This window comes from Amycolatopsis sp. NPDC059021 (genome assembly GCF_042739895.1).
Lineage (GTDB): Bacteria > Actinomycetota > Actinomycetes > Mycobacteriales > Pseudonocardiaceae > Amycolatopsis.
Genome location: NZ_JBHYIQ010000173.1, coordinates 1 through 12,479, shown reverse-complemented (window position 1 = coordinate 12,479; position 12,479 = coordinate 1). Strand labels below are relative to the sequence as shown.

11 protein-coding genes and 1 pseudogene are annotated in these 12,479 nt (G+C 69.0%); 1 reads left to right on the top strand and 11 read right to left on the bottom strand.

Annotated features, from left to right (window positions below):
- Window positions 1–309 precede the first annotated feature (309 nt).
- Entirely contained in the window at window positions 310–498 is a 189-nt protein-coding gene (locus tag ACFWX1_RS46720) for a hypothetical protein (protein ID WP_378396390.1), read from the top strand.
- A 4-nt stretch (window positions 499–502) separates the two neighbouring features.
- Here the strand turns inward: ACFWX1_RS46720 and ACFWX1_RS46715 are convergent, their stop codons facing one another.
- The 11 genes and pseudogenes from ACFWX1_RS46715 to ACFWX1_RS46665 form a co-directional block, all read right to left on the bottom strand.
- The gene (locus ACFWX1_RS46715; protein ID WP_378396389.1) at window positions 503–1,612 is read right to left on the bottom strand and encodes a hypothetical protein; all 1,110 of its coding nucleotides are present in this window, start codon (window positions 1,610–1,612) and stop codon (window positions 503–505) included.
- Window positions 1,609–2,469 carry an acetylxylan esterase gene (locus ACFWX1_RS46710; protein WP_378396388.1) on the bottom strand — a complete coding sequence of 287 codons (861 nt, stop codon included), beginning with the start codon at window positions 2,467–2,469 and terminating at the stop codon, window positions 1,609–1,611. The genes ACFWX1_RS46715 and ACFWX1_RS46710 overlap by 4 nt, the downstream gene beginning before the upstream one ends.
- The gene (locus tag ACFWX1_RS46705) at window positions 2,466–3,425 is read right to left on the bottom strand and encodes an acetylxylan esterase (RefSeq protein WP_378396387.1); all 960 of its coding nucleotides are present in this window, start codon (window positions 3,423–3,425) and stop codon (window positions 2,466–2,468) included. Before ACFWX1_RS46705 ends, ACFWX1_RS46710 begins: the two co-directional genes overlap by 4 nt.
- A gap of 4 nt (window positions 3,426–3,429) precedes the next feature.
- Window positions 3,430–4,521 carry an ABC transporter ATP-binding protein gene (locus tag ACFWX1_RS46700; RefSeq protein ID WP_378396386.1) on the bottom strand — a complete coding sequence of 364 codons (1,092 nt, stop codon included), beginning with the start codon at window positions 4,519–4,521 and terminating at the stop codon, window positions 3,430–3,432.
- A gap of 4 nt (window positions 4,522–4,525) precedes the next feature.
- Window positions 4,526–5,410, bottom strand: a complete 885-nt coding sequence (locus ACFWX1_RS46695; RefSeq protein ID WP_378396385.1) for a carbohydrate ABC transporter permease — start codon at window positions 5,408–5,410, stop codon at window positions 4,526–4,528.
- Window positions 5,407–6,294, bottom strand: a complete 888-nt coding sequence (locus ACFWX1_RS46690; protein ID WP_378396384.1) for a carbohydrate ABC transporter permease — start codon at window positions 6,292–6,294, stop codon at window positions 5,407–5,409. The genes ACFWX1_RS46695 and ACFWX1_RS46690 overlap by 4 nt, the downstream gene beginning before the upstream one ends.
- 9 nt (window positions 6,295–6,303) lie before the next feature.
- On the bottom strand, window positions 6,304–7,605 hold the full coding sequence (locus tag ACFWX1_RS46685; RefSeq protein WP_378396383.1) for an ABC transporter substrate-binding protein: 1,302 nt from the start codon (window positions 7,603–7,605) through the stop codon (window positions 6,304–6,306).
- Window positions 7,606–7,710: 105 nt separating this feature from the next.
- Window positions 7,711–9,033, bottom strand: a complete 1,323-nt coding sequence (locus tag ACFWX1_RS46680) for a helix-turn-helix domain-containing protein (RefSeq protein WP_378396382.1) — start codon at window positions 9,031–9,033, stop codon at window positions 7,711–7,713.
- Window positions 9,034–9,199: 166 nt separating this feature from the next.
- Window positions 9,200–9,600 (bottom strand): annotated as a pseudogene (locus tag ACFWX1_RS46675) (transposase); the annotation flags it as partial.
- A 260-nt stretch (window positions 9,601–9,860) separates the two neighbouring features.
- Complete coding sequence (locus tag ACFWX1_RS46670; protein WP_378396381.1) at window positions 9,861–11,072, bottom strand: NF041680 family putative transposase; 1,212 nt, start codon at window positions 11,070–11,072, stop codon at window positions 9,861–9,863.
- Window positions 11,073–11,182: 110 nt separating this feature from the next.
- Window positions 11,183–12,442 carry a DUF222 domain-containing protein gene (locus ACFWX1_RS46665; RefSeq protein WP_378396380.1) on the bottom strand — a complete coding sequence of 420 codons (1,260 nt, stop codon included), beginning with the start codon at window positions 12,440–12,442 and terminating at the stop codon, window positions 11,183–11,185.
- Window positions 12,443–12,479 lie beyond the last annotated feature (37 nt).

Below are 12,479 nucleotides of genomic sequence, written 5' to 3'. Positions count from 1 at the left end.
GCCGGGTGGCGGGGCCCCGCGGTGCTGTGGGCGCGGCGCCGCGGGGGGGGGGGGGGGGGGCGGGGGGGGGGGGGGGTTACCGCGGGGGGCCCCCCCCGGACCGGCCGGCTGCCGCGACCGCGCCGGTCCTGGGGTGGCCCGGACCGGCACGGGCCTGGAGGCTGGCCCGGCGGTCTCCGCGAAGCGACCCCGGAGGGCTGCGGGAGGCCCTCACCTCCGAACACGGCCGCCGCGCCCGTGCGGTTCACCTTGATCGGAGCCCGTGCGAGAATCATCGGGGCAGCATCGGAGAACCGGGGAGGGTCTTCTTTGGCCAAACGTCGTTACGTCGCGCGCGGGGTTTCCGGCGGCTACCGGATCTGGGACGACAGGGCCCGCAAATGGTGGGGCGATCACTACGAGCTGTGCCCGGACGACCTCCTCGCCGAACTGAACGGCGCGGGGGATTACGCGAAGATCACCGCACTGCTGAAGCGTTACCGGGCGCAGAAGCGATAGCAGCTCATCGGGCGCCCAGCAGCGAACGCAGTGTGTAGAGCACGAGGACGTCCTCACCGGGTTCGAGGGTCTGCGGATTGAGTGCGATCGCGTCGCCGACCACGTTCACCGCGATCCGCGGATCGTTCTCCCACAACGCCTTCACCAGTGTCTCCGTCGTCCAGCCGGTCGCCGCGGAGACGTGGATGAGCGCGCGGCTGTGCGGCTGTCCCGCTTCGCTCGGGTAGCCGCGCTCGACCCGGACACCGGGAAGGCCGCCGAGGCCCTCCACCCAGCGCGTCACCGATTTCTCGTACTCGGCCAGCAGCGCGGGCTCGTCCTGTTTCAACGACCACTCGACCGCGGCCAGCAGTCCGAGCAGCTCCTCCTTCCCGACCTTCATGCCCCGGCCGACGGCGTGCCACGGTGACGCGTGCGCCCGGCAGCCCTCGATCACCGCGGTGCTCCCGAGCACCAGCCCGCTGGACTGCGGACCGCGCAGGCCCTTGCCGCCGCTGACGAGCACCGCGTCGGCGCCGAGCCCGGTGGTGAAGTCCCAGAGCGACGAAATCGGCGGGACCTGCGCGGCGGCATCGACGAGTACGGCCACCCCTCGGGATTTGGCCAGTGCGACCACTTCGGACAGTGGTGGCGCGCCTTCGGCGTAGTGCGCGCCCGCGAACCAGAGCACGCACGCCGTGCGCGGACCGATCGCCGCGTCCATCGAGGCGGGATCGGCGCCGAACTCGGCGATCTCGGTGCCGAGCAGCCGCGCGTTGTAGTCGTACGGGTTGCGATGCCCCCGGAACATCGCAACCCGGGTCCTGGTCATCCCGGCCAGCGCCGGGAACACCTCCACAGTGGACGGTTCCGGCCCGGTGACGCAGGCCGCCACCGAGAGCGTGATCCCGGCGGCCGCGCCGGAAGTCACGTAGCCGGCGGTGTTCCCGGTCAGCTCGGCCAGCCGGGCGCCGACCCGCCGTTGCAGCTCCGGTACGTCGACGAACTCGCACGAGGCCTCCGCCATGGCGACCACGGCCGGGGGAGCGAGCCGGGACCCGCCGAGCCGGGTCAGGGTGGCCGCCGCGTTGATCACCGGCCGCAGGCCCAGCTGGCGATACCGTTCGGCTCTCACGCCGTGAACCTCGCCTTCGGTTCGACGCCGAGCCAGCCCGCCAGCCACGCGTCGAGGGCACGCGTGTCGATGGCATCCTCGTCGGTCCGGCGGTAGGTGCTCATCCGGCCGCCGAACGCGCTGAGCAGTTCGTCGCTCCAGTGCCCCGGCGGACCGCTGGGCAGGGTGATCAACGTCCGCGCGGTGACCGAGAGCGCGTGCCGCGCGGGTTCGAAGTACGAGAGCGTGCCGAGGATCCGCTCCTCGTCGCTCGCATGACGGCGCAGATGGTCGTTGAGTTCTTCGAGCGGGTACTCGCTGGTGGAATGCCGCAGCCGCATCGCGTTGTGCAACAGCGGCCCGGTGACCTCGACGGCGGTGAAACCGTGACGGCGGGCCGCGGTCAGCAGTGCGAGATCGTCGCCCACCAGACCGGCCCGGCCAGGGTCGAGTTCCGGGCGCCCCAGCAGGAATTCGGCGCCGCGGAGGCAGTCGGCCACGATCTCCCGGTAGACGTAGGTCGCGGGATCGGTGATACCCCGGGTGAACAGGCCGGGGTAGGCCGCGGCGAACGGCTCGTCGGCCCGCCGCTGGCCCCGGTGCATGAGCGTGAACACGACATACCGCAGCCGGTCGTTGTAGTGCGGCGCGTTGTTCACGCTGCCGTGCCGGGGAAGTTCCAGCAGCCCGGGAAACGGGCCGGGGCCGGTCGGAACGCTGAAGTAGCCGAAGATCCGATAGCCGCCAAGACTGGTCAGCCGCACTTCGTAGCCCGAAAAGTCCTCTGTGGACCGTGACGGCATCGGGGTCAGGACCGCTTGTGCGGGCACGCCGGCGAGTTCCGTGTCGAGGGCCGCCCAGTACTCGTCGAACTTCACGCTATCGCTCCGCTCGGCTCGAGGAATCCGTCCAGGAACTTTTCGACCTCGGGTACGACCCACCGCAGCCCGGCGTGGTGCGCGCATCGCTCATAGGTGAGCAGTGTCTTCGGCTCCGGCAGCAGGCGGAACACCGAGAACCCGGTTTCGGGCGGGCACACGTCGTCCTCCATGCCCAGATAGACCAGGATCGGCGCGCGAACGGCGCCGGCGAAGTTGAGACCGTCGTAATAGGACACCGTCTCGGCGATCAGCGCTTCGTCGTCGGGCCGCACCCGCAGGTACTCGGTGATCTCCTCGTACGGGTAGGAATGCGTCAGCCGGGTCGCGGCCATGATCCCGCACAGGTACGGCGCCCCGGCCGCGACGCAGCGCACCAGGCCGGGCCGCAGCGCGGCGGAGATGATGCCGAGCCCGCCGCCCTGGCTCGACCCCCAGACCCCGATCCGGTCACCGTCGACGTCCGGCAGGCCCGCCACGACATCGAGCGCGCGGACGACGTCGGCGTAGAACCCGCGATAGGCGTAGGCGAACCGGTCGGTGATGTCGTCGACGAGCAGCCCGGGGAAACCGGGGTTCACCACGCCGTCGGCCCGCCGCTTCCCGCGCGGGGCCAGATCGATGGCGACGTACCCGCGTGCCGCCCACGACTTCATGATCGCGGGTTCGGAGATGTAGCCCGGAATGTGCAGGACCACCGGATAACCGCCGGGCGGCGCCGGTTCGGCGGGCGCGGTGTACCACGACGTGACCCGGACGCCGCCGAAGCTGGTGTAGCTCAGCTCGCCGACCGTGACTCGCTCCGTGGACAGATCGGGGCGGTGGATCAGCTCGGGAGCAGGGTCGACGGCTTCGGCCTGGCGCAGCGTCTCCGCCCAGAACTCGTCGAAGTCGTCGGGTTTCCCGATGGTGATCGCGGCGTTCTCCGGTTTTCTGGGCGAAGGTGCCCCGGTCATGACTTCACCTTTCCGTGTGGGCGGGCGCGTACAGCGCGGCGCCGCTCTCGGCGTCGAACAGGTAGAGCCGGTCCGGCCGGAACACGACCGACACCGGATCGTCGTGGGACGTGCGGAAGGGCGCCGGTACGCGGGCCTTGACCAGCGCGCCGACGTCGACGGTGACGAGCACGTCGGCGCCGAGCGGTTCGGCGACGAAGACCTTTCCGCGACGGCCCTCGCCGTCCGGGCCGGCGAGCCGGAGATCCTCGGGACGGACGCCGAGCACGACGTCGCGATCGGTGACTTCCCCGGCCTCGGCGGGGAGTTCCTGCTCCCACGCGGGGCCACGGAACAGCCGGCGCCCGCCGTCGTCGACGATCCGGCCGCGCAGGAAGTTCATCGCCGGGCTGCCCATGAACGATGCCACGAACATGGTGGCCGGGTGGCGGTAGATCTCCTCGGGCGGCGCGCACTGCTGGAGTTCGCCCTCGTTCAGCACCGCGATCCGGTCCGACATCGTCATCGCTTCGACCTGGTCGTGGGTGACGTAGATGAACGTCCGGGAAAGGTCGGCGTGCAGCCGCTTCAGCTCCGCGCGCATGTCGACGCGGAGCTGCGCGTCCAGATTGGACAGTGGCTCGTCCAGCAGGTAGGCGCCGGCGTCGCGGATGATGGCCCGGCCGAGCGCGACCCGCTGGCGCTGGCCGCCGGAGAGTTCCTTCGGCTTGCGGTCGAGCAGCTTTTCGATGTCCAGCGAACGCGCGGTTTCCGTGACGCGCCGGGCGATCTCGTCCTTGGGCACCCGCATCATCCGCAACGCGAACCCGATGTTCTGCGCGACGGTCTTGTGCGGGTAGAGCGCGTAGCTCTGGAAGACCATGGCGACGTCGCGCTTGTTGGCGGGCAGGTGGCCGACCGGCTCGTCGTCGAAGAACACCTCGCCCGAGGTGGCCTTTTCCAGACCGCAGATCATCCGCAGTGTCGTCGACTTCCCGCAGCCGGACGGGCCGACGAGCGTCAGGAACTCGCGGTCGGCCACGGCCAGGTCGAGCCCGGCCACCGCGACGGCGTCGCCGTAGGTCTTGCGCAGGCTCGTCAACCTCACGTGCGCCATGACGTCACCCCTTCACCGAACCGGCCGCCATGCCCTGCACGAGCAGCCGCTGGAAGATCAGGACCAGGATCAGCGGCGGGAGGACGGCCAGCACGCCCGCGGCCGCCATCAGCGTGAACTGCGTGTTCAGGTCGGTGGCGAAGTTCGCGGCGACGACCGGCATCGTCTTCGCCGCCTTCGTCGAGGTCATGAACAGGGCGAACATGAACTCGTTCCACGCCGTCATGAACGAGAACACCGCGGCGGCCACGAGCCCCGGCGCGGCGACCGGCAGGAAGACCGTCCACAGGGTACGGAACCAGCCACAGCGGTCGACCCGCGCCGCGTCCTCCAGTTCCCTGGGCACCGCGCGGAAGAAGTCCTTGAGCACCCAGATCGTGACCGGCAGGGAGAAGGTCAGGTAGCTCAGGATCAGCGCGCCGTAGGTGTCCAGCAGCCCGAGCGAGCGCATCATGAGGTAGACCGGGATGATGATCGCCACGCTGGGCACCATGCGGGTCAGCAGGTAGCCGATCAGCAGGAGCTTGCCGCCGCGGAACTTCAGCCGGGAGAAGGCGTACGCGGCGGGCACCGCCAGCACCAGGTTCAGTACTGCGGTGGAGATCGCGACGACGAGGCTGTTGCCCAGCGCGAACGGGGTTTCCTCGATGGCCCTGCCGCCGACCAGCGCCTCGCCCGCGTTCGGCTTCAGGAAGCTCAGGTAGTTCTCGAATGTCGGCTTCGCGGGAATCCATTGTGGAGGGACGGCGATCGCGTCGACCTCGTGCATGAAGCTCATCGCGAAGATCCAGTAGAACGGCATGAGCAGGTAGAGCGCGAAACACGCGGCGAGCGCGTAGACGACGATCTTCTTCCACGGCAGCCGGTACCGCAGGGGGACGGTGCTCACAGTTCGAAACTCCCCTTCCGGTAGAGCGCCGCGACGTAACCGACGGACACCAGCAAGGTGATGAGCGTGATCACCCAGGCGTAGGCGCTGCCGAGGCCGAAGTCGGTGTAGGTCAGCGCGGTACGGATGTTCAGCACGGCGATGACGTCGGTCGCGTCGCCGGGCCCGCCGCCGGTGAGCACGTAGATCGTGTCGAACGCCTTGAACGCGTTCATCGTCTCCAGGATCAGCACGATGAGCAGCGGATGCAGCAGCCAGGGCAGGGTCACCTGGCGGAACCGCTGGATCACGCCCGCTCTGTCCACAGTGGCCGCGTCGTAGAGGTCGCCCGGAATCGTCGAGAGCCCGGCGAGCAGCAGGATCACCGCGAACGGCAGCGTGTTCCACACCTGGGCGAACGCGGTCAGGAAGAACGCGCCGGCGGCCGACGACAGCCAGGCCTGGTACCGGTCGATCAGCCCGAGCTGGCTGAGCAGTCCATTGAGGACACCGGTCTTGGCGTCGAAGATCGTCCGCCACATCAGGCCGTTGACCACGCCCGGCATCGCCCACGGCAGCAGTGCCAGGCTGCGCAGCGCACCGCGGCCGAGGAACGTCTCGTTGAGCACCAATGCCAGCGTCATCGCCAGCATCACGGTCATCGACACCACGACCAGGACGAACAGCGCGGTGGTGCGCAGCGAGCCGAGGAAGGCCGGATCGTGCCAGAGCGAAAGGTAGTTGTCCAGGCCGATGAACCGGGTCGCCTTGGGGCGCTTGAGGTTCTGCCGGTGCAGGCTGACCCAGAACGAGTAGCCGATCGGATAGGCCACCAGTGCCAGCAGCGCGACCATCGCCGGCCCGTTGAGGAGATAGGCGCGGTGGGTGTCGGTCAGTTTCGGCATCTCCGGCCCCTACTCGTAACGCTTCGCGAGGGAACGGGCGGTGTCGTCGAGACTCGCGGAAGCCGCGGTGGCCGTCGTCGCGCCGACGAGAACCTGCTGGGTCGCGCGCTGCAGGCTCTGTTCGAACTCCGGGTACCAGGGCACGGCGGTGACCGCACGGGCCTTCGCGACGTGCGCGAGCTGCGCGTACACCTCGGGATCAGCGAACTTCCGCAGCACGCCGGTGATCTCCGGGTCGTCGGCGAGATCGCGGTAGGCGTAGCCGAGTCCACGGTGGACGAACCAGAACTTCGCCGTGTAGGGCTTTCCCTGGGCGTCGAATCCTCCGACGTACTTCAACAGCCGGACGGCCTTCTCGCGGACTTCGGTGCGGGCGCCGAGACAGTACATCCGGGTGCTGCTGACCGTGCCCCGCGTCCGGCCGTCGAGGCTGGGGAGTTGCGCGAGCCGGATCTTCCCCGCGGTCTTGGACTTCGCCGGGTCGTTGTAGTTGCGCAGGGTGTAACGGGAGGTGATCACGAACGCGTAGCGGCCCGCCATCACCGCGTTGTCCATCGGCACCGGAAGGAGTTGCAGGCACGCCGGATCCAGCACCCGGGATCGGCGGCTGACGCGTTCCAGCCATGCGAAGACGGCTGTGAGCGCCGAACCGGACGCGCTCATCACCGGCCGCAGGCGCTCGTCGAAGAGATCGGCTTCGTTGGCGTAGACGAGTCCCCACAGCCAGAATCCGGCGGTGTCGGAGAGCTGGGCGGCGACCCCGATGGGGAACTCGAGGATTCCGGCCTGCTTGATTCGCAGCGCCTGCGCCTCGAGTTCGTCGAGTGTCCTTGGCGGTGCGGAAATCCCCGCCCGGCCGAGTATTTCCGCGTTGTAGACCAGCGACTGCATGTCGGTGTAGTACGGCAGGCCGTAGCGTCGGCCCTGATATGTCATGGCCGCGGCGTTGGACGGGTAGACGGCGTCGTAGATCTCGCCGATGCCCGCGATGCCGTCCAGGGGCTGGAGGTATCCGGCCTCCGCCGAACCGGCGAGCGAATCGTCGTACATGTAGAGCACGTCCGGCCCGCCGCCACCGAGGAACTCGGCGGTGATCTTCTGGATGAACTGGGAGCTGGTGATCGGCGTGTAGGAGACCCCGACGTCCGGGTTGAGCGTGGTGAACCGTGTGACATTCTGCTGCACCAGCTGGGATTCGTAGTCCCAGCCCTCGAACCGGACCTTGCCGTCGTGCGCGGCGCGGCCGCACGCGGACAGTACGGGAAGGGCGGCGCCGAGGGAGGCGGCTTTCAGGAAGCTGCGGCGATCCATCGGCCTCCGTCCCGCGACCTACGTTCGGAAGTGGTGCGTTTCGACGATTCGAGCAGCATGACCCGGTGTCCGGCGCAGGTCAATGGCCGCGCGGCCGATTCGCATTTATGTATCCAGGTTCGTTGACAGCGCTGGGGATTCCTGCTGGAGTGCGCGCTCGATGCCGAGCCGGAACAGGGTCGCGGGCCTGCCCTTGCGATGGGTCTGCTCGCTGCCCTCCGGCGTCACGAGACCGCCGGCGAGCAGGGTGCGCAGCAGCCGCCGTCCACTCGGGTCGGTGATGCCGAGCGCGTTGGCGAGTTCGGCCGAGGACAGCGTCCGGCCGCGCCTGCCGCGTTCCACGGAGACCAGGCGGGACAGCGTCGCCGCGCTCAGGCCCACTCGGCGGGCCAGCTGTTCGAGTCGGGCGCCGTGGTCGCGGTAGGTGAATTCGGCGGGGACGCCGTCGGGGCCCATCGGCCCGATGATCACGCCGGTGTCCTGGACGAGGTATCCGGACGGACGTCCCTCGGCCTCGGCCCGCGCGGCGGCGCGTTCGGCGAGCGTGACGCAGGTGCGGGCCGAACCGCCGATGCCGAACCCGGCGGCGACCCGGACGCCGAGCTTCTCCGTCGCCGCGCCCAGCACGGGCACGGTCAGCCACTGATGGGTCATCCGGTCGAACAACGCCTGGTGCGCCAGCACGATCACGCCGCGCCTGCCCCGGTTCTCGATCCAGGCGTCGGCGAATTCCGGCGTGTTGAGCAGGAGATTCATCAGGCCGACCCGCGCGCGATCGACGTCGCGCTCGGGCGCGGCGACGAGGAAGACCCCAGCCGCGAAGCGGAACTCGGCGGCCTGCCGCGATTGCAGGCGCAGGACGAGGTCGTGGAGTTCGGCCCGCACGGTCGACGGCACGGTGAGGCTCTGCACCACCGGGACCTTGCCGCGCAGCCGATGCGTGACCTCGGTACGCGCGCTGATCACGAACCCGCCGCGCCGCACCGCCCGCAGATGGTGCTCCACGATCTCGGCGGCGGGCTGCCCGGCGCGGTACGGCAGCGACACGACCTGCCGGGCCCGCAGCCCGAGCGCCGTGCTGACCTCGTCGACCGCGTCCTCGGCGAACGTGTCGATACTGACCGTGCCCGGTCGCAGGTTGCGGGTCATGGCCCTGGCGAAGGCGAGGGAAAGGGACAGCGCGGGTGGCCGGACGACCGCGACGGCGAGGTCGCCGGGGAGCAGATGACGGCAGGCGTCGTGGGGGAGCAGTCCCATGAGGAGCCCGTCGAGCCGGTCACCGCCGAGGATCTTCGCCGCGGCTTCGGGAATGTCGTCGTCATGGGGATAGACCGCCCACTTGCACGTGACCCCGGTGAGCGTCCGCGCGGCCTCCTCGAACACCGGGACGCTCTTGGCGTGCAGCACCAGGCCGACGGTCACGGTCATCGCGTCACCACCTTCGCTTGTCGTGGCTCAGCGTGACCGCCGGAGCGGCGATGGTCAACTCGGGTTTCGAGAGGGGTCGGCGCAGCTGGAGACTTTCGCGTGGTGGACGACGTAGGCGGCCAGGTAGCGCGCGGTCGCCGCGTTCCGCCGTACGCCGAATACCACCTGCGGCGAGGGCGAGGAAGGTGCAGAAGTGGTTGGCGTAGCGGTCGTATCGGGTGGCGAGCCGGTGGTAGCCGAAGAGCCAGGCGATGGATCGTTCGATGACCCAGCGGTGTTCGCCGAGTTTCTTGCTGGACTCGATGCCTTTGCGGGCGTAGGAGTCGTTGGTGTTCGCGGCGGACACCCCAGCTGCCAGAGGCAGGTCTGGTGCGCGGTCGGCACCGTGACCCCGAACGACGGTGGCAGCATCCGCCACGCGCACCCACTGGTCAGCACGTACACCACCGCCGTGAACACGGCCCGATCCTCGACCGGCGCCCTGTCACCACCCTGCGGACACGGCGAAAACGACGGGATCAACGGCTCGGCCAGAGCCGGCCACCAAATCCATACGAGACAAGCTATTAGCTTGTCGTTTAACTCGTTCGTCTCGGTTTGGTGCCCTTTTTGTGGTGTGCCGGGCGGCTGTAGGCCTCGCCGGTCGCGAGGACTCGTCCCACCTCGTGGCGCTCGGCGCGACGGCGGTTCTTTGAGCCCGGTGGCCGTCCTGGCCCCGGTCGGGTGGGTTTCGGTGCCGCCGCTGGCGAGGTGATCTTCGCGCGGATGTTCCGGAACCCGCGCCGAACACGGGCCGGCGTGAGCCTGGCCGGTGTTGTGGGGCGTTCTCAGGGACGACGCAGATCGGTGGCCAGCGGCCGCGCGAGGCGGAGCTGGGCGTAGGCCACGAGCGTGAGCCAGGTCCAGCGGTCCGCCGCCGCCGGAGTGCGCAGCCGCGGCCGTGTCCAGCCGAGAGTCTGTTTGAACAGACGGAAGGTGTGCTCGATGTCGAAGCGGCGTAAGAACATTTGCCAGCAGCGATCGACATCGGCCACGGTCGCGTCGACGCGGGACCACCACAGCCAGACCGGTTTGTTCACTCCACCGGGCAGGTGCTCGACCCTCAGGCGGATCACGGTGCCTTCGATGATCGGCAGTGGCCCGTCATGGTCGGCCCAGGCCGCCCGCCGGGTCAGTCGTGGGTGCAGCCGGTCCCATGCCTGCGCGGTCGCCGTCCCATAACGGCGGGTCTCGGTGCTGGTCACGGCTTGTTCGGCGCTCCAGGTGGCGGAATCACCGAATACGAACTCGCCCCCGTGTTTGGGTGGCCGGCCGCCTTTCGGATCGTGACGGCGGGGTGGAGTCGACCGGCGCAGCACACGGTCCGAACGCATCCGGCCGAGGATCTGCACCGGCAGATCCGCCAGCAGGTGCGCGATACGTGGTGCGTCGTATCCCGCGTCGAGCACAACGAGAATTTCCGGGTCACCGTTGCGCCATTGTCCGGCGGTGACGAGACGTTCGGTGACCTCACGGATCTGGGCGGTGGTCACCGCGGCAACGTCCGCGCCGGGCGCCAGGCGCAGCGCGTCCAGCGGCGCGGTCCAGGAAGTGCGGCCGGTCTCCAGCGCGGCCACGATCGAATACGGCCAGCCGGGGATCATTCGGTGCTCGTCCTTGCCCCGGCCGTACGTATGACAGAACGAGCGGTCTGGGCAAGTCGCACCGTCCGGCCGCAACCACGGCGACACGTCCACCGCCAGCACTAGACGGCCATCGGCCGCCCGCGGCAACGGCAGGCCAGCGAGCGCAACGCGTAGCCGGGTGAAGTCGATCCGGCCGCAGTTCACCGCGTCGTAGAAGGCGCCGTGGCCACGCTGGTGCTCCGGTGCCAGTGATAGCCCGACCAGCGACCGCACCGGGCCGTCGATGCACAGCGCCGCGTCTGTCAGCTCGAACAACGCGTCTGCCCGCGCTGTCAGGCATTCGTAGAACTCCTGGCGAAACGCAGCCAGGTCCCCGAGCGCACCGTCGCGCCCGCGATCATGCACACTGATCACCGCGGCCCTTGAGTCGAACTTCCTTCTGTCGCAAGAGGAATCATCGACCAAGGGCCGCACCCATGATCAGCTGGGGCCGCTCTCAGCGGCCCGGAGGTTAAACGACAAGATTAGGTTCTGAGGTGGATGGTGTTGCGTCGTGGTGCGCGGGTCGCGTCCAACCAGGCAGGCGGCACGAACTCGGGTAGTCCGTCGCTGGCGATCCGGACTTCCCATTCAGAGTGGTGGATTACCTTGTGGTGGACGGAACATAAGAGGACGAGATTGTCCACTTTGGTCTCACCATGGTGTGCCCAATACACCACATGATGCGCCGTGCAACGGTAAGCGGGCGCATCGCACCCCGGGAACGCGCAGCCTCCGTCGCGGCGGATCAACGCGCGGCGGATGGCGGGGGTGGCCAGCCGTTGGGCGCGGCCGACGTCGAGGGGTTCGCTGTGTGAGCCCAGCACCATGGGGATGATTTTGGCGTCGCAGGCGAGTCGTCGTGCTTCGGCGGCGGTGATCTCCCCGAGTAGATCGAGGGTGGCTTGCCCGATCCCGGATCGCAGTTCTTCCAGGCTGACTGTCACGACGATGTGGGTGGCTTCTCCGGCTTGGGTGGGCAGGTCGGGGTGTTCGGCCCACATCCGCACCAGTTCCGAGAACGCGCAACCGCGCCGCTCCCACTGAGTACGCGTGTCGCGCCCCTCCTCCTCGGTGGCGGGCCGTGGCTTCGCGAGCGGATCCAGCATCGCTTGCAAGCGCGCGGAGGTCTCATCATCCACGCGGGCTTTGATCTGGTGCCCGCCGTCGCGGTGTGGGGCGATGGAGAACTCGGGCTGGAATGGCTTCGGTTCCCGGGTTTTCGGTTCCCGTCCATCCGGGTCGAGCTGGGAGATCAGGCGTCGTCCGGCGGCCCGGATTTCGCGGGGGCCAGCGGCGCGGGCGAGTTCGGCGAGGATTTTCTCTGCCTGTTCCCGATCCTGCGCCGATACGGTCTGGGGAAGCTTGTCGAGGACGCGGAGGATCTCGTCGATCTGCGCGGCCCCGACCGCACCCTCGCTCGCGGCCTGCGCGGTGGCGGGCGCAGCAGGCGGCTGCTCACCGGAAGTCAGGTCGCGGGTGCCGTTCAACGCCAGCGCTCGCGCCGCCCGTGCTTTCGCCTCGGCGTAGGGGATGTTCAATGTCTCTTGCAGTAGCCGCACGAGGCTCCCGTATCCGGTGGTGTCGCGTATCCCGCGCCGTTCCAGCTCGGCCATCACCTCGCCCTGTACCGCGGCCTCACGCCGCTGCACACACTCGGACTCCAGAAGCCTGTCCAGCAGGCAGCCGACATCCTCGCGCCACCACTCGGTGCGCGATGCCTGGGTGCTGCTGTCGACTGACATACCTCCACGATACGCCGCCTGATCGAACATGTGTGCT